The organism is Mesorhizobium sp. M0983, from assembly GCF_040318975.1.
Classification (GTDB): domain Bacteria; phylum Pseudomonadota; class Alphaproteobacteria; order Rhizobiales; family Rhizobiaceae; genus Mesorhizobium.
On the sequence record NZ_JAMYNH010000019.1, the window covers coordinates 26,832 to 46,693 of the forward strand.

The window sequence follows — 19,862 nt, forward strand, 5'->3', positions numbered from 1 at the left end:
CCCGGAGGCGACATTCAACCTCCAAGAGCCACCAGAAACCGATGATCCTGATCCGCGCGATTGGCCTGATGCTGCTGCTCCTCCTGGGGGCGCTGCTGCCGTCGAACGCCAGCGAAGCAGATCTGCGCGCCGTCATCGCCAAATTCGCCACTGCCGCCAATTTTCCGGCGATCGAAGCCGTCGTGCGCGAGCTTGCGGCTTCCGGCGATCCGGCCGTCGAACGGCCGCTTGCCGCGCTTGCGGAGGGCAGCCTTTACGTCCGCAAGGCCGATTCACTGGTCTTTGTCGGCAAGGAGAGCGGCGACGGTATTGAGCTGCTCGATGCGCTCACCGGCGAAAAATCGGGCGAAGCTGCCAAGGCCGACATCACCAAGATCAAAGTCAACAACACGCTGCGCCGCGTCATCCGCGACGCGCTGGGCACACTGACGCTTGGCTCCAAGGACCCGGCCGTGCGCATTGCCGCCGCCGACACCATGTTCAAGACGCCGGACGCGGCAAACATCGAGCCGCTCGACACCGCCATCGCCAATGAGAGCGTGGCAAGCGTCAAGGCGCTGCTCGAACATGCCCGCGCCGCGTCGGTTCTCGTTTCCGACAGGCCGGAGGCCGACAAACTGGCGGCTATCGCTCTCATCGGCGCGCGCGGCGACCGCGATGCGGTGTCGCTGCTCACGTCTGTAGAGGCCAATTCCGAAGGTGCGGTGAAGGACGCGGCGACGGCTGCGATCGCCAATATCAATTCGACGCTGGCGCTGTGGGATGCCGGCCAGAATATCTGGTACGGCATATCGCTCGGATCGGTGCTGCTGCTGGCGGCGATTGGCCTGGCCATCACCTTCGGCGTCATGGGCGTCATCAACATGGCGCATGGCGAGATGGTCATGCTCGGTGCCTACACGACCTTCGTCGTGCAGGAGGTGATCCGGAATTTCTTTCCCGGTCTGTTCGACTGGTCGCTGGTCATCGCCTTGCCGCTGGCCTTCCTAGTGGCGGCGCTCGTCGGCCTTGTCATTGAGCGCGGGCTGATCCGCTTCCTCTACGGCCGGCCGCTGGAGACGCTGCTGGCGACATGGGGTGTGTCGCTGATCCTACAGCAGGCCGTACGCACCATCTTCGGGCCGACCAACCAGGAGGTAGGCAACCCGTCATGGATGTCCGGCCCGTTCAATATCGGCCAGCTTGCCGTGACATGGAACCGGCTCTGGATCCTGGTATTCGCGCTTGGCGTGTTCGCGGTGCTGCTCTACGTGATGAAGCGCACGCCTTGGGGGCTGCAGATGCGTGCCGTCACCGCCAACCGCCGCATGGCCGCCTCGATGGGCATCAGGACGCCGTGGGTCGACGCCCTGACGTTTGCACTCGGCTCCGGCATTGCCGGCATAGCCGGTGTCGCGCTCAGCCAGATCGACAACGTCTCGCCCAATCTCGGTCGTGGCTACATCATCGATAGCTTCATGGTCGTCGTCTTCGGCGGTGTCGGCAATCTCTGGGGCACGCTGGTCGGCGCCTTCTCGCTCGGCATCGTCAACAAGTTCCTCGAACCTTATGCCGGAGCGGTGCTCGGCAAGATCGTCGTCCTGGTGCTGATCATCCTGTTTATCCAGAAACGCCCGCGCGGCTTGTTTGCGCTCAAGGGCAGGTCGGTGGAAGCATGATCACGGGACGTTTCTTTGCCGCCGGCGCCGATCGTCGCGTCGCCATCACCATCTTCGTCCTGCTGGCGGCCGCCATCGTCGTGCCGCTGCTCAACCTTGCGGTCTCGCCGACAAGTTCCTTCTACGTGCCGTCTTATATCGTGGCGCTCACCGGCAAATATCTCTGCTACGCACTGCTCGCCTTGGCGCTCGATCTCGTCTGGGGCTATTGCGGCATCCTCTCGCTCGGCCACGGCGCCTTCTTCGCGCTCGGCGGCTATGCGATGGGCATGTACCTGATGCGCCAGATCGGCTCGCGAGGCGTCTACGGCAATCCGCTGCTGCCCGACTTCATGGTGTTCCTGAACTACAAGGAATTGCCGTGGTTCTGGTATGGCTTCGACCATTTCTGGTTCGCGGCGGTCATGGTGCTTGCGGTGCCCGGCCTGCTCGCCTTCGTCTTCGGCTGGTTTGCGTTCCGCAGCCGCGTCACCGGCGTCTATCTGTCGATCATCACCCAGGCGATGACCTATGCGCTGCTGCTTGCCTTTTTCCGCAACGACATGGGTTTCGGCGGCAATAACGGCCTGACCGATTTCAAGGACATTCTAGGCTTCAACGTGCAGGCCGACATGACACGCTCGGCGCTTTTCGCGGCCAGCGCCGTCATGCTCGCGTTTGCCGTCTTCGTCACCTGGGCAATCGTCGGTTCCAAATACGGCAAGCTTTTGATGGCGGTGCGCGACGCCGAAAGCCGCACGCGCTTTCTCGGCTGGCGGGCAGAGAACGTCAAACTGTTCGCCTTCACCGTGTCGGCGGTGATGGCCGGCATCGCCGGTGCGCTTTACGTGCCGCAGGTCGGCATCATCAACCCTGGCGAGTTCGAGCCGTCCAATTCGATCGAGGTGGTGGTGTGGGCGGCCGTCGGCGGGCGCGGCACCATCGTCGGACCGATCATTGGCGCGCTTCTGGTCAATGCCGGTAAATCCTGGTTCACCGGCGTGCTGCCAGAGTTCTGGCTGTTTGCGCTGGGCGGCCTGTTTGTCGCCGTCACGCTGTTCCTGCCCAAGGGCATCATCGGCATGTGGGATTCCTGGCGCGGCAATGCCAAGGCGCTGCGGGCAGCCTCGATTGCCGAGGAAGCCGGCACCGATCCTGACACGCCGGTGCCGCCGAAAACCGATCGCTCGGCGGCGAGAAGGCCGGGCGACTGGTCGGCCTCCGGTGCCGAACCGCAGCCGGCGGAGTGATGGCCTGATGTCGAAGAGCAACACCATCCTCTATCTCGACGGCGTGTCGGTTTCCTTCGATGGTTTTCGCGCCATCAACAACCTGTCGCTGGTGCTCGACAAGGGCGAGATGCGGGCGATCATCGGCCCCAACGGCGCCGGCAAGACGACGATGATGGACATCGTCACCGGCAAGACGCGGCCCGACGCGGGCGAGGTCTTCTTCGACGGCGAGGTCGACCTGACTAAACACGACGAGGCCGAAATCGCCATGATGGGCATCGGCCGTAAATTCCAGAAGCCGACCGTCTTCGAAAGCCACACGATCGAGGACAATCTGATGCTGGCGCTGAAAGGCCCGCGCTCGATCTTCCCGGCACTGTTCCATCGTCGCTCGGCCGCGGAAGCGCGGCAGATCGACGACATTCTCGGCATCATCCGGCTTGGCGACAAGCGCGACGAACTCGCCGCCAATTTGAGCCATGGCCAAAAACAATGGCTCGAGATCGGCATGCTTTTGGCGCAGGATCCGAAGCTGCTGCTGGTCGACGAACCGGTTGCCGGCATGACAGACGCCGAGACTGAGGAAACCGCGCGGCTGCTTAGAGACATCGCGCGCGACCATTCGATCATCGTCGTCGAGCACGACATGCATTTCGTGCGCGAGCTCGGCGTCAAGGTTACCTGCCTGCACGAAGGCTCGGTACTTTCCGAGGGCTCGCTCGACTTCGTTTCGGCCGACGAGCGCGTCGTCGAAGTCTACCTGGGGAGATGAGCATGGTCTGGCGCGTTCCGTTCCATCATTTCGACCTTTCGTTTTTCAGGCGTTGGAGAAAGCGCTGACCATGCTCGAAGTCTCCAATGCCACGCTGCATTACGGCGCCGCCCAGGCGCTGCGCGGCGTCTCGCTAAAGGCCGGCGCCGGCAAGATCACCTGTGTGCTCGGCCGCAACGGCGTCGGCAAAACCAGTTTGATGAGATCGATCGTCGGCCATCACCGGCTGACGAGCGGAAGTGTTGCCTTCGAGGGGAAGGCGCTCGACCGGAGCGCGGCGTATGATCGCGCCCGGTCGGGCATCGCATTCGTGCCGCAGGGCAGGGAGATCTTTCCACTGCTTACGGTGCGGGAAAACCTCGAATCGGGATTCGCGCCGCTGAAGCGCGCCGACCGCAACATTCCCGGTCACGTCTTCGAGCTGTTTCCGGTGCTGAAGCAGATGCTCGCGCGCCGCGGCGGCGATCTGTCCGGCGGCCAGCAGCAGCAGCTTGCCATCGGCAGGGCACTGGTGATGCGGCCGAAACTGCTGGTGCTCGACGAGCCGACCGAAGGCATCCAGCCGTCGATCATCAAGGATATCGGCCGCGCCATCCGCTATCTGCGCGACCAAGCCGGCATTGCCGTGCTTTTGGTCGAACAATATCTCGATTTCTGCCGGGAATTGGCCGACGAGGTCAATATCATGGACCGCGGCCAGATCGTCCATACCGGCCCCGCCGAGGATCTCGACCGGGCGGACGTGCGGAAATTCCTGACCGTCTGAATTCTTATTGATTCTATTACTTTGCAACTCTGGCGCGCCGAAGATTGCGTGCTAGATTTTGCTTGGCCTTGGTGAGTCGGCCGCTTTCCGTACCAGTTCCAAATTGGCAGATCAGGGGAAGGCGCGGGCCGCTTGCGCGCAAGCCGCTCCCTCCAGCGATCTGTTGTCGTCCAACATTTCGGGTGCTTGGGAGCCAGGGCCAGACGATGGAGCGCTATGTCGAGGACTACCAGAAACGACGGCTCACGGAGCGTGTCGACATCATAACCGCCATCAATATTCTGAAATCGCAGGGATATGAACACGACGAACTTATCGCGGAGATCACCAAGGTCTTCTATGTCGATCTCGATGCTTTCAACGAGATCGTCAGGGTTGATCGGCGTCCGGACGAGCGCGCCGCATAGGCGGTAATCTAGGAGCCGGCCAGCCGGACCGCCGACAGCGGGGCGTCAGCCTGCGACCCGCTTCATCAGCGCGATGGCGCCGAATGGAGCGCGGACCTTGCCCTCGGTGATGAAGTAGACGAACACGTCGCGTGGCTTGACCGGCGCGTCGGTCGAAGGATCGGCGCGCGGCAGCTCGGCCGGTACCTTGCCCTGCGCCCAAGTCTTGGCGCGGGCCGCCCATTCGTCGAGCGCCTTGGGCGTATAGCAATCGGGATTGTCGTCGCTGCCGGTCTGCAGCCGCGCATAGATGAAATCGCCGGTGACGTCGGCAATCGCTGGATATTTAGCATGATCAGCAAAAACGATCGCGACCTTGTGCTTGCGTGCCAAGGCGGCGAACTCGGGCACGACGAAGCTGTCATTGCGCACCTCGACCGCGTGGCGCAGCGCAACGCCGTCCTGCTTCTCCGGCAATAGCTTGAGGAACGCCTCGAAGTCGTCCGGGTCGAACCGCTTGGTCGGCGCGAACTGCCACAGGATCGGCCCAAGCTTGTCGCCAAGTGCCGCGACGCCCGACCCGAGGAAGCGCATCACCGATTCGCCGGCCTCGCCGAGCACGCGGCGGTTGGTGACGAAGCGGTTGCCCTTCAGCGAATAGACGAAACCATCCGGCGCCTCGTTGGCCCATTTGACGAAGGTCGGCTCCTTGAAGCTCGAATAATAGGTGCCGTTGACCTCGATGGTCGGCACCTGCCGGCTGGCGTAATTCAGCTGCTTGGCCTTCGACAATTTGTCCGGGTAGAAGGACGTGTCCCAGGGCTCGAAGGTCCAGCCGCCCATGCCAGCGCGGATTGTTCCTGATTGAGTCATGGTAGTCCTCCCGGTTTGCAGAAAAAGGATCACGCGATGGCGGTCGTCTCGACGGCTTTCGCCATGTCGACGACCGTCCATCCTGGCCGATATGGATTGGGCCGGCGACCCGTTTCGCGAAAGCCGTAGGCCTTATACAACGAAACGTTCCGTTCCATTCTGGAATTGGTGTAGAGTCGGATTTCAGGCAAGCTCCACAGGCGCGTCTGTTGCTCGGCCCAGTCGAGCAGCGCTATGCCGAAACCCTTGCCTTGAAAGGCGGGCGCAACGGCGACGCTGAAGATCACTGTGTGGTCATCGTGCCGTTCGAGAACGATCAGGCCGGCCGGCTGTCCGTACTGCTCCGAAAGCCAGACCTCGCCGCGTTCTATGCGCGGCGCATAGTCCTCGGTGACGGGGATCGGCGGCGCTCCGAACAGGGCAGTGTAGGGCGCGTAGGCGTCGGTGGTGAGCGAGATCACCGTAGGGAGATCATCGGCCCGAGCGGCTCTCATGATCAAAACTGGCCCGCGCCGGCAGCGGCCGCAATCACCTTGTCCATGCCGGCGGCGATCGCAGCGACGGCATTGCGACTAGCGTCGCCCAAGCCGTGGCGTTCCGCCAGCCAGTGTGCGTCATTGTAGGAGAGCCAGACCGTGCCTTGCTCGTCCTCCCAAGCCAGCGCCTTGACCGGCAGATCGATGCCGGCAAGCTGCCGGTCCTGCATCAGTGGCGTACCGCCTTTGGGATTGCCGAAAATCAGGAGCTGGGTTGGACGCAGTGATGTTTCGACATTGCGCGCACCGGCGGCGTGGTCAATGCGGGCGAAGACCAGCAATCCTGCACGTTCCACAGTCTCGACCAGGCGATCGATGGTTTCGGCCACGCCGAAGCTGCTTTGGACCGTGATGAGACCGTTCTTTGCCATCACTCCGCCGCTTCGCGCTTGCCTCCGGGGCGCCGCTCCAGCAATTCCCTCAGGAACTGCCCGGTATAGCTGCGCTTTTCGCGAACGATGTCCTCCGGCGTGCCGGACGCCACCAGCTCGCCGCCGCCGTCACCACCTTCGGGGCCAAGATCGAGAACCCAGTCAGCGGTCTTGATCACCTCTAGATTGTGCTCGATGACGACGACCGTGTTGCCCTGGTCGACCAGCTCGTGCAGCACTTCAAGCAGCTTGGCGACATCGTGGAAATGCAGGCCGGTGGTCGGTTCGTCGAGGATGTAGAGCGTTTTGCCGGTTGCCTTGCGCGACAGTTCCTTGGCGAGCTTGATGCGCTGCGCTTCGCCGCCCGATAAAGTCGTCGCCTGCTGGCCAACATGGATGTAGCCGAGGCCGACCCGTTTCAGCGTCTCCAGCTTGTCGCGCACGCCGGGCACGGCGGCGAAGAAATCGACGCCTTCCTCGACCGTCATGTCGAGCACGTCGGCGATGGACTTGCCCTTGAACAGCACGTCGAGCGTCTCGCGGTTGTAGCGCTTGCCGTGGCAGACATCACAGGTGACATAGACGTCGGGCAGAAAATGCATCTCGATCTTGATGACGCCGTCGCCCTGGCAGGCCTCGCAGCGGCCGCCCTTGACGTTGAACGAGAAACGGCCCGGCTGGTAGCCGCGCGCCTTGGCCTCCGGCAGGCCGGCGAACCAGTCGCGGATCGGCGTGAAGGCGCCGGTATAGGTTGCAGGGTTGGAGCGCGGGGTGCGCCCGATCGGCGACTGGTCGATATCGATGACCTTGTCGAGGAATTCCAGCCCTTCGATGCGGTCGTGATCGGCAGGATGCTCACGCGAGCCCATGATGCGGCGTGACGCCGCCTTGAACAAGGTCTCGATCAGGAAGGTCGACTTGCCGCCGCCGGACACGCCGGTGACGGCGGTAAACGTGCCGAGCGGGATTTCAGCGGTGACGTTCTTCAGATTGTTGCCGCGCGCGCCGACGATCTTCAGCCGGCGGTTCTTTTTCGCCTCGCGCCGAACCGCAGGCGTCGCCACTTCGAGCTCGCCCGACAGATATTTGCCGGTGATCGAGGCGGGCGTCGCCATGATCTGCTGCGGTGTGCCCTGGGCGATGATGTGACCGCCATGGATGCCGGCGGCCGGGCCGATATCGACGACGTAGTCGGCATGCAGGATGGCATCCTCGTCGTGCTCGACGACGATGACCGTGTTGCCGATGTCGCGCAGATGCTTCAGCGTGTCGAGCAGGCGGGCATTGTCGCGCTGATGCAGGCCGATCGACGGCTCGTCGAGCACGTAGAGCACGCCGGTCAGGCCGGAGCCGATCTGCGAAGCGAGGCGGATGCGCTGGCTCTCGCCGCCCGACAGCGTGCCGGAGTTGCGCGACAGCGTCAGATAGTCGAGACCGACATCGTTGAGGAAGCGCAGCCGCTCGCGGATTTCCTTGAGCACGCGCACTGCGATCTCGTTCTGCTTGTCGTTAAGCGAAGCAGGCAAATCGGTGAACCACTGGTCAGCCTTGCGGATCGACAGCTCGGTGACCTCGCCAATGTGCTTGCCGGCGATCTTGACTGCGAGCGCCTCGGGCTTCAGCCGGTAGCCGCGGCAGGCCGGGCAGGGCGTGGCCGACATGAAGCGCTCGATCTCCTCGCGCATCCAGGCGGATTCGGTTTCCTTCCAGCGGCGCTCGAGATTGGGGATGACGCCCTCGAAGGTCTTGGTCGTCTTGTAGGAGCGCAGCCCGTCATCATACTGGAAGGCGATTTCGCGCTCGCCAGTGCCGTGCAGGATCGCTTGCTTTGCCTCTTCGCTCAAATCCTTGAACTTGTCGCCGAGCTTGAAGCCATAGGCAACGCCCAGCGCTTCCAGCGTCTGCGCATAATAGGGTGAGGTCGACTTCGCCCACGGGCTGACGGCGCCGGCACGCAGCGAGACATTCTCGTCGGGCACGACCAGGCTGGCGTCAATGGCGCGCTGGCTGCCGAGCCCGTCACAGGTCGGGCAGGCGCCGAACGGATTGTTGAACGAGAACAGCCTGGGCTCGATCTCGGGAATGGTGAAGCCGGACACCGGGCAGGCGAATTTTTCCGAGAACAGCATGCGCTCATGCGTCTCGTTCTTCGACTTGTTGACCGAATCCTCGCCGGTCTGGCTGGCGTCGAGCGGCTTGTCGGCAAATTCCGCCACCGCCAGCCCGTCGGCCAGCTTCAGCGCGGTCTCGATGGAATCGGCGAGCCGCGTCGCCAGATCGCCGCGCACGACGATGCGGTCGACGACGACGTCGATGTCGTGCTTGTACTTCTTGTCCAGCGCCGGCACGTCGGCGATCTCGTAGAAGACGCCGTCGACCTTGACGCGCTGAAAACCCTTTTTCTGCAGCTCGAGCAGTTCCTTGCGGTACTCGCCTTTGCGGCCGCGCACCATCGGTGCCAGGATGAACAGCCGGGTGCCCTCTTCGACCGCAAGCACCCGGTCGACCATCTGCGAAACCGTCTGGCTCTCGATCGGCAGGCCGGTGGCCGGCGAATAGGGGATGCCGACGCGGGCGAACAAAAGCCGCATATAATCGTAGATCTCGGTGACGGTGCCGACCGTCGAGCGCGGGTTCCTCGAGGTGGTCTTCTGCTCGATGGAGATGGCCGGCGACAGGCCGTCGATCTGGTCGACGTCCGGCTTCTGCATCATCTCGAGGAATTGCCGTGCGTAGGCCGAAAGGCTCTCGACATAGCGGCGCTGGCCTTCGGCATAGATGGTGTCGAAGGCAAGCGACGACTTGCCGGACCCCGACAGCCCGGTCATGACGATCAGGCTGTCACGCGGCAGGTCGAGATCGACATTCTTCAGATTGTGTTCGCGTGCCCCGCGAATGGAGAGATATTTATGGTCGGCCATCGCCGGTCGCCGCCTCAGAATCTGGAATTCGTGGGATGGGCGGGTTTTCCCGACCATCCCCTATGTAGGTAATTTCGCCGCCTTTTCGAGAGACGCCACAACTCTCGACCAAAGCGTTTAACCGCCTTTCGCGCGAACGGGCAAGCGGAAAGAACAAAGGCCGAACACGCTCCTGACAAAAGCTGCCCGTACAGCCGGCTTCACAAAGCGTCTCGCGATCACATTTTTCGGTAATCGGCTATTCAAGGTTGACGTCCATGCGTCACGGGGGCAGACTCCAAACGTCAACGAAGCCGGCCGTCTTTCGATGGCCTCGCGGCCTGGGGCTAGCCTGCGAGACGCCGCGGGTTATGCGATGAGCGCTTCGACGACGACAGTCACAATGAACAGAAGGAGTGCAGAGGCATGACTCCACCGGATAGTTCCTTGAGGCTCCACGTGTCGCTGGAGCCGCGGCAGGTATAAGTGGCCAGGTCAGGCGTTTTGCGCTATCTGCCAACGTTGACTTGCCGATCCCCACAACAATCAGAGACTGCTAGTCGGATCGTCGGCTGAATGCCGCGAAGCATCCGAAATAAAAAGCCGGCAGTACACTCCCGGCAATTTGGATTTTAGATCCAAGAAGCCCCGTCAGTTGCACAAGCAATGGCGGGGCTGTTCGTTTGAAGCGCACATTTGTGGTGCATACCAGGCGAACTTAGCGGCTGGGAGGCCTGATCCCGCCGGTGGCGACATCGATGGTGATGCTACCGGAAATCCGAACTTCGGTATCGCCGATCTTGAATGTGCCGTAGCCGCTGCTGGGAACCGCCCCGTCGGGCTCGGGCTGCAGCGCTGGCTCGGCGATGCGATAGTCGCTGGTCACACCGGGCAGGGCGCCCCTTTGCGCCGACGTCGAATTATCTTGGGCAAATGCCGTGCCCACCAGCATGTTCGTGCCCACAATGGCGGCAATGGCAAGGTATAGGCTGGGTGAACGGCTGGCGGTCATCACCTGACTATAGTGCGGCGATAGCGCCGAAGCCAGACCGGCGGCGCTGAAAGTTGCCGGCCCTTATATCGCTTCGAAGGTGCTTCACGCGGCCTGTTTGCGAGTGTCGAAAACATGGTCGACGAGGCCCCAATCCTTGGCCTCCTGCGCGGTCATGAAAAAGTCGCGGTCGAGCGTGCGTTCCACTTCTTTGTAGGTGCGGCCGCAATGCTGGGCGTAAAGATCGGTCATGCGCCGCTTGGTGCGAAGGATGCCCTCGGCATGGCGCTGGATGTCGGAGGCCTGGCCCTGGAAACCGCCGAGAGGCTGATGCAGCACGATGCTGGCGTTGGGCAATGCGATGCGCCGCCCCGGCGTGCCCGCCATCAAGAGGAACGAGGCCATCGAGGCGGCGAAGCCCATACAAACGGTGGAGACCGGGCAGCTGATGTACTGCATCGTGTCGTAGATGGCGAAACCGCTGGTCACCACGCCGCCCGGCGAGTTGATGTAGAGCGAGACCTCCTTGTCGGGATTGTCGGATTCCAGCGACAGAAGCTGGGCGCAGACCAGCGCCGAGGTGCCGTCGTCGATCGGGCCGTTGATGAAGACGATGCGCTCGCGCAGCAGCCGCGAAAATATGTCGAAGGCGCGTTCGCCGCGGCTCGACTGCTCGATCACCATCGGCACCAGATTGGCAAGGCCGCTCATCGTTTCTCTCCGTTGACTATTGTCGTTCAGGCCGCGCGCAGGAAGAGGCGCGGGATGTTGGCGGCGATCTGCTTGTGCCTGGGATTGCGCGCTTCAAACGAAAGCCGACAGCCGGCGCCTGCCATCGCGATCTCCGGCATCGCTGCCCGAGCAAAACCATCATGGACGATGCGCAGATGCGTGCCGCCGGAAACGGTGCGATCGAGCGTAAAGGTGACGATGCTGTCCACCGGGCTGTCGTCCATTGGGCTGTCCACCGGGCTGCCGTGCGGCGCCTGCGTATCGCCGGGCGCCGGCCGTTCCCGCCAGGAATAGCGCAGCAGCCGTCCGGGATCGGCGTCGAGGATTTCGCATTCGATCGGCGCCTCCGGCGCTTTAAAGGCAAAGCGGCTACCGATCTTTGGTTCAATGTCGTTCGGCATCATCCAGGCCGCGAGCAGGTCCGGCACCGTCAGCGCCCGCCACACCTTTTCCGGCGGCTCCGGCAGCTCGCACTCGAACTCGATCTTGTCTGCCGCCATTTCCGCGCGTTCTTTGCCTCGGCTGGTCATTGGTCCATGTCCTTCAAAACCGTCTTGAGCCTTTCGATGCGCTCTGGCCAGAACGCGCGGTAGCGTTCGATCCAGCCGAGCAGTGGCGCAAGCCCCTTCGGATCGGCGCGGTAATAGGCGTTGCGACCGGCCCGGCGCTCGACCACGAGGCCGGCGCCGCGCAGCACGGCGAGGTGTTGCGATACCGCCGGCTGCGATACCGGCATGCCAGTGCGCAGTTCCGACACCGTCATCTCGCCGCCGGCGAGCCGCTCATAGACGGCGCGACGCGTCGGATCGGCCAGTGCCCGAAAAATCTCTGCTTCGATCATGTCAAAAGCATAAGTCGATACTTATCGGTTTGGCAAGCCGTGTTTTTAAGACAGGCGGTGTTTTTTAAGACGGGCGAGGTTTTACAAACTCGCTGGAAGCCAGCGTCTCACCATGTCAGGGGATCCGTTGAACGTCGCCTCGAAAACTGGTGACGCGAGCACGGCATGGATATGAAGCATTTCGGAGCCGACGTTTCGGAAGCCATGTCGCCTGCGCGCGGCAACAACAAGCGACTGTCCGGCAGTCAAGACGACATGCTCTTCGTCGATCCACATCTCGGCCTTGCCAGCGATGACGGTAAGCACTTCCTCGACCGGGTGCCAATGTGTCGGGGCGCCAACCGCTGGTTCGACCCATTGTTCGAATATGCAAAGTTGAGTTGCGCCGTTGCGGGCCGAGACATGCATTCGGGTCTTTACCCCCGCCCGCCATTCTTCTTGCGGCTGATCGTCATGCGCGACCGTCTTCATGCGTTCGCCTCGATCCCATGGTCTGTGGAAATTCGACGCCAAGACACTACTTCTTACTGACAACTATTGACAGTGCAGGGCCTGTACTATAGAACGAAAAGAGAACAAAAACGTTGTGGGAAAAGGCAGCGACGGCAGGCAGGGCTTATCCATAGCCTGTAAGGTGCAGCGACAGAAATCTGGTTTCGGATGAGCGCGGAGAAGTATCATGGCGGGTAGCGTCAACAAGGTCATTCTGGTGGGCAACCTCGGGGCGGACCCTGAAATCCGCCGCCTGAATTCGGGTGACCCGGTTGTCAACATCCGCATCGCGACGTCGGAAAGCTGGCGCGACAAGACGTCCGGAGAGCGCAAGGAAAAGACCGAGTGGCACAATGTCGTGATCTTCAACGATCAGATCGCCAAGGTGGCCGAGCAGTATCTGAAGAAGGGCATGAAAGTCTACGTCGAGGGCCAGTTGCAGACGCGCAAGTGGCAGGACCAAACCGGCAATGACCGCTATACGACCGAAATCGTGCTGCAGAAATTCCGCGGCGAGCTGCAGATGCTCGATGCACGGGGCGAGGGCGGCGGCCAGGTCGGCAACTATGCCGGTGGTGGTGCCAGCCGCGGGTCCGATTTCGGCCAGTCCGGCCCGGGCGAAAGTTTCAATCGCGGTGGCGCCAACAAGGGCACCGGCGGTGGTTCGTCGCGCGAACTGGACGACGAAATCCCGTTCTGATTTCTCGGGGCGGACTGCCCTTGCGGCGAAAAGCGCCAGCACCTTGGCCACGAAATGGCGTCCCGAAAATCTGTCTTGGATTTTCGGGACGTTGTGCGTTTGAGCGGTGAAAGGACGGATCAGTGAAAGCAAGGGTCAAATGGGTCGAGGAGCGCACTTTCGTCGGCGAGTCCGCCAGTGGGCACAAGCTGGTGCTAGGCACTGCGTTCGGGCCGGAGGGCAAGACGCCGGGGCCGAGCCCAATGGAGCTGGTGCTGATCGGCACCGGCGGCTGTTCGGCTTATGACGTGGTCCATATCCTGGAAAAGGGGCGCGAGGCGGTCGAAGATTGCGTCGTCGAACTCGATGCCGACCGTGCAGAAGCCGATCCCAAGGTGTTCACCCGCATCCACATGCATTTCGTCGTCAAAGGCCGGGCGCTGTCGCACGACAAGGTAAAGCGCGCGATCGAGCTTTCGATCGAGAAATACTGCTCGGCCTCGGCAATGATGGCCAAGACCGCCGTGATCACCCATGACTTCGAAGTGATCGAGACGGCGAAGTAGGGCGGTTCCTACGTCGCCATCAGTGCCTTGATGCCGTCGGCGACGAACTGCACGGCGAGCGCCGCCAGTATGACGCCAAGCAGCCGCGTGAGGATCGAACGGCCGGTCTGGCCGAGGATACGGTCGATGCGCTCTGACAGCACGAACACCAGGTAGGTGATGACAAGGCAGATCGCGATGATGCCGACAAGTGCTGTCTGCGCGCTAAAACCCTGAAACGAGCTTGAGAGCAGGACGGTCGCCGAAATCGCGCCGGGACCCGCAATAAGCGGGATCGCCAGCGGAAAGGCGGCGATGTTGTGGATCATGTCCCTGGTGATGGCGACATCGCCGATCTTCTCCTTGCGGTCCTGCCGGCGCTCGAACACCATTTCGAAGGCGATGAAGAACAGCAGAAAGCCGCCGGCGACGCGGAAGGCCGGCAGGGTGATGCCGAAGACTGACAGGATCGACGCCCCGGCGACTGCGAACAACGCCATCACCAGGAAGGCGATGACCGAGGCGCGCACGGAGACCTGGTTGCGCTCCTCGCGGTTCATGCCGCGGGTCACGGCGAGGAAGAGCGGCGCCAGGCCGGGCGGATCGATCGTCACCAGTATGGTGACGAAGGCGTTGAACAGGCTGTCGAAGCTCGGCATGCTGACCCTCCCCGCCGGCAATGCCGGATAACGGGATTGGTAGAGCAAAGCGGTGCCAGTGGAAACCGTGCGGATCAGGGGCTGGCGGCGCGCCGCGCCAGAAACTCGACTTCGACACACCAGGTGGCGCCGTCGTCATATGAGCGCTCGCCCAGCCAGCGGAAGGAATCTCCGGTGATCCGGGAAAAGCTCCAGCGTACCGAAGCGCCGGTGCCGTCTGCGCCCAATTGGACGATCGTGTCGCCTTCGACGCGGCCCAGCTGGCGGCTGTAATACTGGTTGCGCGGGTCGCTCCAGAAGATGTGCCAGGCGTCGACGCCTGAGTCATAGACGCGCAACGTCGTACCATAGAAGGTCCATTTGCCGAGCGACGGCGAGGGGCCGGCGTCGCGAGCGGGCAGGATCCATACGTCCTGGATCGCGCGGCCCTCGAGCACCCAGCCGAAATGCACTTCGCCGCGCCCGGTCAGCACCTGGCCGTCCTCGAGATGGCGCGTGGCGTCGAACGTCCAGGCGCCGACGAAGCGGCCATAAAGGTTCAGTTTCTCGGCAAGGGCCGGTACGGGCCCATCGCTGTGCAGGGCCTTGGCAAAGGAATTGGACATGGCTTCGCTCTCATCTTGTCAGGAGACCGGTAAGCATAGAGGCCGACCGGGGTTCTGCGCTTGGGAAAAATTGCTATGTTTCGGCGATGACGACGAGCGCGCATAGGCTGGCGTCGGGCCGAGGCTGGCAGGTGTTGGATGTCGTCTGCACCGCTAGTGCCGCCGACAGGCCATTCGAGGAGGAGCATCGGGATTTCTGCGTCGCCGCCGTGACCAGCGGCACGTTCCGCTATCGTGCGCGCCAGGGCACGGCGATGCTGGCGCCGGGCGCGCTCCTGCTCGGCAATCCCGGCACCTGCTACGAATGCGGGCATGAGCATGGCACCGGCGACCGCTGCCTCTCCTTCCATTTCGGACTGGCCTATATGGAGCGGATCGTCGCCGACGCGGGCGCAAAGCAGCTTGATTTCAGCATGCCGCGCCTGCCGCCTTTGTCGGCGCTGGTGCCGCTGCTCGCCGAAGCGGAGGCGGCGCGCGAGATGGCCGACACCGGCGCGTTCGAGGAACTCGCCCTGCGCATTGCCGGCGCAGCCGTGACAGCGGCTTGCGGCGATACGGATCGGGGACGGGCGCCAAGTCGCCGTGACCAGAAGCGTGTCGCCGAAGCGGTGCGCCGCATCGAAATCGATGCCGACCGGCCGATCTCGCTTGCCGAACTCGCCGACGAGACCGCCACCAGCCCTTACCATTTCCTGCGCACCTTCCGGCACGTTGCCGGCATGACGCCCTATCAGTTCCTGCTGAGAGCGCGGCTGCACAGGGCAGCCGTGCGGCTGCGGACGTCAGATCAGGCGATCTCGGCGATCGCCTTTGCGGCGGGATTCAACGATCTATCAACCTTCAACCGCCGTTTCCGGCGGCTGATGGGCGAGACGCCGGGAACTTATCGCGCCCGCCGGCGACGCTCGTGAAAGGGTGCCACGGCCATATCGTCGCAATTGGTGTATCCTTTTGAATTTGCCGCTAAAAACGACACTGGAAAACTGCCGCGATTATTGGAGTTTCGGGCCGGCTTCCTATATAAGCACCAAGTGATTCCTGATTAGATTGTGATCCGATTTGACCGACCAAAAGACACCGCGCGGCGCCGACGGCGGCCCCACCGGCATCGAGCCGATATCCATCATCGAGGAGATGCAGCGCTCCTATCTCGATTACGCCATGAGCGTAATCGTCAGCCGTGCGCTGCCGGACGTGCGCGACGGCCTCAAGCCGGTGCATCGCCGCATCCTCTACGCCGCCTATGAGAGCGGCTATCACTGGAACCGCAAATATGTGAAATCGGCACGCCCGGTCGCCGACGTGATGGGTAAATACCATCCGCATGGCGACGCCTCGATCTATGACGCTTTGGTGCGCATGGCGCAGGATTGGTCGCTGCGCGTTCCGCTGATCGACGGGCAGGGCAATTTCGGCTCGATCGACGGCGATCCGCCGGCGGCGATGCGCTACACGGAATCGCGGCTGACCAAGGTCGCGCATGAGTTGCTGGAAGACATCGACAAGGACACCGTCGATTTCCAGGACACTTACGATGCGTCGGGCAGCGAACCGAAAGTCCTGCCGGCGCGCTTCCCGAACCTGTTGGTCAACGGCTCCGGCGGTATCGCCGTCGGCATGGCCACCAACATCCCGCCGCACAATCTGGGCGAGGTCTGCAACGGCGCCATTGCCCTCATCGACAATCCGGCGATCGACCTGCCGGCGCTGATGGAGATCATTCCTGGACCGGATTTCCCGACCGGCGGCATCGTGCTTGGCCGCTCCGGCATCTACAGCGCCTATTCGACAGGCCGCGGTTCCATCGTCATGCGCGGCCGCGTCAACGTCGAGCCACGCGGCAACGACCGTGAATCGATTGTCATCACCGAGGTTCCCTACCAGGTGAACAAGGCGTCGATGATCGAGAAGATGGCCGAGCTGGTGCGCGATAAGCGCATCGAGGGCATTTCCGACATTCGCGACGAGAGCGACCGCCAGGGTTACCGCGTCGTTATCGAACTGAAGCGCGACGCCGTCGCCGATGTCATCCTCAACCAGCTTTACCGCTTCACCCCGCTGCAGACGTCCTTCGGCGCCAATATGGTGGCGCTGAACGGCGGCAAGCCGGAATTGCTGACGCTGACCGACATGCTGAAGGCGTTCGTCGCCTTCCGTGAGGAGGTGATCAGCCGGCGCACGAAATTCCTGCTGCGCAAGGCGCGCGACCGCGCCCATGTGCTGGTCGGCCTTGCCATTGCTGTTGCCAACATCGATGAAGTCATCAAGCTGATCCGCACGGCGCCGGACCCGCAGACGGCGCGCGAGCAGTTGATGGAGCGGCGCTGGCCTTCGGGCGACGTGGAATCGCTGATTCTGTTGATCGACGATCCGCGCCATCGCATCAACGAGGACGGAACCTACAATCTCTCCGAGGAGCAGGCCCGCGCCATCCTCGAACTGCGCCTGCAGCGCCTGACCGCGCTCGGCCGCGACGAGATCGCGGACGAGCTGAATACGATCGGCGACGAGATCAAGGATTACCTGGACATCCTGTCGTCCCGCGCCCGCATCCAGCAGATCGTCAAGGACGAACTCATCGCCGTGCGCGACGAGTTCGGCACACCGCGCCGCACCGAGCTCGCCGAGGGCGGGGCCGACATGGAAGACGAGGACCTCATCCAGCGCGAGGACATGGTCGTCACCGTCAGCCATTCCGGCTACATCAAGCGCGTGCCGCTGTCGCTCTACCGGGCACAGCGCCGCGGCGGCAAGGGCCGCTCCGGCATGTCGACCAAGGACGAGGATTTCGTCACCCGGCTGTTCGTCGCCAACACGCACACGCCGGTGCTGTTCTTCTCCTCACGCGGTATCGTCTACAAGGAAAAGGTCTGGCGCCTCCCGATCGGCAACCCGCAATCGCGCGGTAAGGCGCTGATCAACATGCTGCCGCTCGAACAGGGCGAGCGCATCACCACCATCATGCCGCTGCCGGAGGATGAGACGAGCTGGGGCGAGCTCGACGTGATGTTCGCCACCACGCGCGGCACGGTGCGTCGCAACAAGCTTTCGGACTTCGTCCAGGTCAACCGCAACGGCAAGATCGCCATGAAGCTGGACGAGGAAGGCGACGAGATCCTCGGCGTCGAAACCTGCACCGACAATGACGACGTGCTTTTGACGGCAAGTTCCGGCCAGTGCATTCGCTTTTCGGTCAGCGACGTACGCGTCTTCCAGAGCCGCAATTCGGTCGGTGTACGCGGCATAGCCATGGCCGATGGCGACCGGGTGATCTCGATGGCGGTGATCGAGCATGTCGATGCGCCGCCGGCCGAGCGGGCCGCCTACCTCAAGCGGGTGGTGGCTGAACGCCGGCTTGTCGTCGACATTGCCGCCGGTGAGGAGGAAGAAATCCAGCTTACCAATGAGGAGGTCGGCGAAGAGGCGGAGCTTTCCGACGAGCGCTACGAATTCCTCAAGGCACATGAGCAGTTCGTGCTGACGGTTACGGAATATGGCTACGGCAAGCGTTCGTCGTCCTACGATTTCCGTCTGACCGGCCGTGGCGGCAAGGGTATCCGCGCCACCGACGTGTCGAAAACGGCCGAAATCGGCCGCCTGGTGGCGACTTTCCCGGTCGGCAATGACGATCAGATCATGCTGGTTTCGGATGGCGGCACCGTCATCCGCGTCCCGGTCAACGGCATTCGTTTTGCCAGCCGCGCCACCAAGGGCGTTACGATCTTTAATACCGCAGAGGGCGAGAAGGTCGTTTCGGTGGAGCGGATTTCAGAGCCGCAAGCCGACGAAGAGATCGAAGAGAGTGTCGATGCTGAAGGTGGCGCTGCTACCGATGCCGAAGGTGGGGAGCCTGACACTACCGTCGAGTGAGTTTGCCGCGACGGCGCCAGCCCTATGGGCCGGCGTTCTCAAGAAACCCCAGCAATCTAGAAGTGGCGATAAGGCTTGCGGATGCCGAAGCCTTCGAACCGTTTGGTATTGGCCTTGGCGCGGACTCGCTGTGCTTCCTGATGCAACCCGAATACGGTAGCGATCAGCATGGCGACGGTCATTGCGGTGGCGAGCATGTAGATCAGCATGTGCGTGTTCTCCTGCGCCTAACAACGGTTAGATGGGTGTTTGGTTTCATCTTTCGAAGCTGCAACTTAGTGAACACTGCGTGAAGCCGTTGTGAGCGGCACATTCATCTGTCGTTCACGTCGGCCAAAAGGTTCATGGGGCGGGCCTGCCGATCGGATTTGCCTTTAGGGGAGAGGCTCGCTAGAAGCACCTGCCATGACCGAACGCATCGCCCTTTATGCCGGCTCTTTCGACCCGCTGACCAACGGCCATCTCGACGTGCTGAAGGCGTCGCTGGCCGTGGCGGACACCATCTATGCGGCGATCGGCATCCATCCCGGCAAGAAGCCATTGTTTTCCTTCGAGGAACGGGTCGATCTGATCGAAACGGCAACGAAGGCGGAATTCGGCAGCGACGGTGCGCGCATCAAAGTGGTCGCCTTCGACGGTCTGGTCATCGACGCGGCCAGGAAGCATGGCGCCTCGATCATGATCCGCGGCCTGCGCGACGGCACCGATCTCGACTACGAGATGCAGATGGCCGGCATGAACGAGACCATGGCGCCTGAGCTGCAGACGGTCTTCCTGCCCGCCAGCCCCTCGGTGCGCACCATTACCGCCACACTTGTGCGCCAGATAGCTTCGATGGGAGGCGACATCCGCCACTTCGTGCCGGCGGCCGTGGCCGGCGCGCTCACCGCCAAATTCGCGAAATAAATGCATGTCGCTCAAAAGTGGAGCCCGGTTTTGGGTAACGACATGCATGAACGAAGATATTCGGAGAAA

At 62.5% G+C, this 19,862-nt stretch carries 22 protein-coding genes; 10 read left to right on the forward strand and 12 right to left on the reverse strand.

Annotation, left to right across the window (positions count from 1 at the left end):
- Window positions 1-41 precede the first annotated feature (41 nt).
- The 5 genes from urtB to NKH71_RS26090 all read left to right on the forward strand — a co-directional run bounded on the left by urtB (window position 42) and on the right by NKH71_RS26090 (window position 4,814).
- On the forward strand, window positions 42-1,658 hold the full coding sequence (urtB, locus tag NKH71_RS26070; RefSeq protein ID WP_352789218.1) for an urea ABC transporter permease subunit UrtB: 1,617 nt from the start codon (window positions 42-44) through the stop codon (window positions 1,656-1,658).
- On the forward strand, window positions 1,655-2,887 hold the full coding sequence (urtC, locus tag NKH71_RS26075; protein ID WP_352494574.1) for an urea ABC transporter permease subunit UrtC: 1,233 nt from the start codon (window positions 1,655-1,657) through the stop codon (window positions 2,885-2,887). The genes urtB and urtC overlap by 4 nt, the downstream gene beginning before the upstream one ends.
- A 7-nt stretch (window positions 2,888-2,894) precedes the next feature.
- Window positions 2,895-3,641, forward strand: coding sequence for an urea ABC transporter ATP-binding protein UrtD (urtD, locus tag NKH71_RS26080; protein WP_352789221.1), 747 nt, complete (start codon window positions 2,895-2,897; stop codon window positions 3,639-3,641).
- Window positions 3,642-3,711: 70 nt separating this feature from the next.
- Window positions 3,712-4,407: an urea ABC transporter ATP-binding subunit UrtE gene (gene urtE / locus NKH71_RS26085; RefSeq protein ID WP_126041867.1), complete on the forward strand. Its 696-nt coding sequence runs from the start codon at window positions 3,712-3,714 to the stop codon at window positions 4,405-4,407.
- A gap of 206 nt (window positions 4,408-4,613) precedes the next feature.
- The gene (locus NKH71_RS26090) at window positions 4,614-4,814 is read left to right on the forward strand and encodes a hypothetical protein (protein WP_023717807.1); all 201 of its coding nucleotides are present in this window, start codon (window positions 4,614-4,616) and stop codon (window positions 4,812-4,814) included.
- A 45-nt stretch (window positions 4,815-4,859) separates the two neighbouring features.
- Here the strand turns inward: NKH71_RS26090 and NKH71_RS26095 are convergent, their stop codons facing one another.
- From NKH71_RS26095 to NKH71_RS26135, 9 genes are all read right to left on the reverse strand, one after another.
- Window positions 4,860-5,666 (reverse strand): DUF72 domain-containing protein, encoded by an 807-nt coding sequence (locus NKH71_RS26095; protein ID WP_352494575.1) that lies wholly within the window; start codon window positions 5,664-5,666, stop codon window positions 4,860-4,862.
- 29 nt (window positions 5,667-5,695) lie between these two features.
- Window positions 5,696-6,166: a GNAT family N-acetyltransferase gene (locus NKH71_RS26100; protein ID WP_352494576.1), complete on the reverse strand. Its 471-nt coding sequence runs from the start codon at window positions 6,164-6,166 to the stop codon at window positions 5,696-5,698.
- Entirely contained in the window at window positions 6,163-6,573 is a 411-nt protein-coding gene (locus NKH71_RS26105) for a DUF302 domain-containing protein (RefSeq protein WP_352494577.1), read from the reverse strand. Before NKH71_RS26105 ends, NKH71_RS26100 begins: the two co-directional genes overlap by 4 nt.
- Window positions 6,573-9,494: an excinuclease ABC subunit UvrA gene (gene uvrA, locus NKH71_RS26110; protein WP_352789224.1), complete on the reverse strand. Its 2,922-nt coding sequence runs from the start codon at window positions 9,492-9,494 to the stop codon at window positions 6,573-6,575. Before uvrA ends, NKH71_RS26105 begins: the two co-directional genes overlap by 1 nt.
- 697 nt (window positions 9,495-10,191) lie before the next feature.
- Window positions 10,192-10,485, reverse strand: a complete 294-nt coding sequence (locus NKH71_RS26115) for a hypothetical protein (protein ID WP_352789227.1) — start codon at window positions 10,483-10,485, stop codon at window positions 10,192-10,194.
- Window positions 10,486-10,569: 84 nt separating this feature from the next.
- Window positions 10,570-11,175 (reverse strand): ATP-dependent Clp protease proteolytic subunit, encoded by a 606-nt coding sequence (locus NKH71_RS26120; RefSeq protein ID WP_352789230.1) that lies wholly within the window; start codon window positions 11,173-11,175, stop codon window positions 10,570-10,572.
- 26 nt (window positions 11,176-11,201) lie between these two features.
- On the reverse strand, window positions 11,202-11,726 hold the full coding sequence (locus NKH71_RS26125) for an SRPBCC family protein (protein WP_352789233.1): 525 nt from the start codon (window positions 11,724-11,726) through the stop codon (window positions 11,202-11,204).
- A complete protein-coding gene (locus NKH71_RS26130; protein ID WP_023717799.1) occupies window positions 11,723-12,037 on the reverse strand; it encodes an ArsR/SmtB family transcription factor in 315 nt (104 codons plus the stop codon). The genes NKH71_RS26125 and NKH71_RS26130 overlap by 4 nt, the downstream gene beginning before the upstream one ends.
- Window positions 12,038-12,118: 81 nt before the next feature.
- Window positions 12,119-12,508 (reverse strand): cupin domain-containing protein, encoded by a 390-nt coding sequence (locus NKH71_RS26135; RefSeq protein WP_352587086.1) that lies wholly within the window; start codon window positions 12,506-12,508, stop codon window positions 12,119-12,121.
- Window positions 12,509-12,716: 208 nt separating this feature from the next.
- Between NKH71_RS26135 and NKH71_RS26140 the strand changes: the two genes are divergently transcribed.
- Together NKH71_RS26140 and NKH71_RS26145 are read left to right on the forward strand one after the other, a co-directional pair.
- On the forward strand, window positions 12,717-13,229 hold the full coding sequence (locus NKH71_RS26140; RefSeq protein ID WP_023717797.1) for a single-stranded DNA-binding protein: 513 nt from the start codon (window positions 12,717-12,719) through the stop codon (window positions 13,227-13,229).
- Between the two features lie 122 nt (window positions 13,230-13,351).
- Window positions 13,352-13,774 (forward strand): OsmC family protein, encoded by a 423-nt coding sequence (locus NKH71_RS26145; protein ID WP_352482253.1) that lies wholly within the window; start codon window positions 13,352-13,354, stop codon window positions 13,772-13,774.
- A gap of 8 nt (window positions 13,775-13,782) precedes the next feature.
- Here NKH71_RS26145 and NKH71_RS26150 read toward each other — a convergent pair whose 3' ends face one another.
- Together NKH71_RS26150 and NKH71_RS26155 are read right to left on the reverse strand one after the other, a co-directional pair.
- Window positions 13,783-14,412 (reverse strand): MarC family protein, encoded by a 630-nt coding sequence (locus NKH71_RS26150; protein WP_023717795.1) that lies wholly within the window; start codon window positions 14,410-14,412, stop codon window positions 13,783-13,785.
- A 74-nt stretch (window positions 14,413-14,486) separates the two neighbouring features.
- On the reverse strand, window positions 14,487-15,017 hold the full coding sequence (locus NKH71_RS26155) for a hypothetical protein (protein ID WP_352789235.1): 531 nt from the start codon (window positions 15,015-15,017) through the stop codon (window positions 14,487-14,489).
- A gap of 86 nt (window positions 15,018-15,103) precedes the next feature.
- Between NKH71_RS26155 and NKH71_RS26160 the strand changes: the two genes are divergently transcribed.
- Both NKH71_RS26160 and gyrA read left to right on the forward strand, forming a co-directional pair.
- Window positions 15,104-15,928 carry a helix-turn-helix transcriptional regulator gene (locus NKH71_RS26160; RefSeq protein ID WP_352789237.1) on the forward strand — a complete coding sequence of 275 codons (825 nt, stop codon included), beginning with the start codon at window positions 15,104-15,106 and terminating at the stop codon, window positions 15,926-15,928.
- Window positions 15,929-16,076: 148 nt separating this feature from the next.
- Window positions 16,077-18,887 (forward strand): DNA gyrase subunit A, encoded by a 2,811-nt coding sequence (gyrA, locus tag NKH71_RS26165; protein ID WP_023717792.1) that lies wholly within the window; start codon window positions 16,077-16,079, stop codon window positions 18,885-18,887.
- A gap of 56 nt (window positions 18,888-18,943) precedes the next feature.
- On the opposite strand, the gene NKH71_RS26170 is transcribed toward gyrA, so the two are convergent.
- A complete protein-coding gene (locus tag NKH71_RS26170; RefSeq protein ID WP_023717791.1) occupies window positions 18,944-19,096 on the reverse strand; it encodes a hypothetical protein in 153 nt (50 codons plus the stop codon).
- A 196-nt stretch (window positions 19,097-19,292) separates the two neighbouring features.
- Between NKH71_RS26170 and coaD the strand changes: the two genes are divergently transcribed.
- Window positions 19,293-19,793, forward strand: coding sequence for a pantetheine-phosphate adenylyltransferase (gene coaD, locus NKH71_RS26175; RefSeq protein ID WP_023717790.1), 501 nt, complete (start codon window positions 19,293-19,295; stop codon window positions 19,791-19,793).
- The last annotated feature ends 69 nt before the right edge of the window (window positions 19,794-19,862 follow it).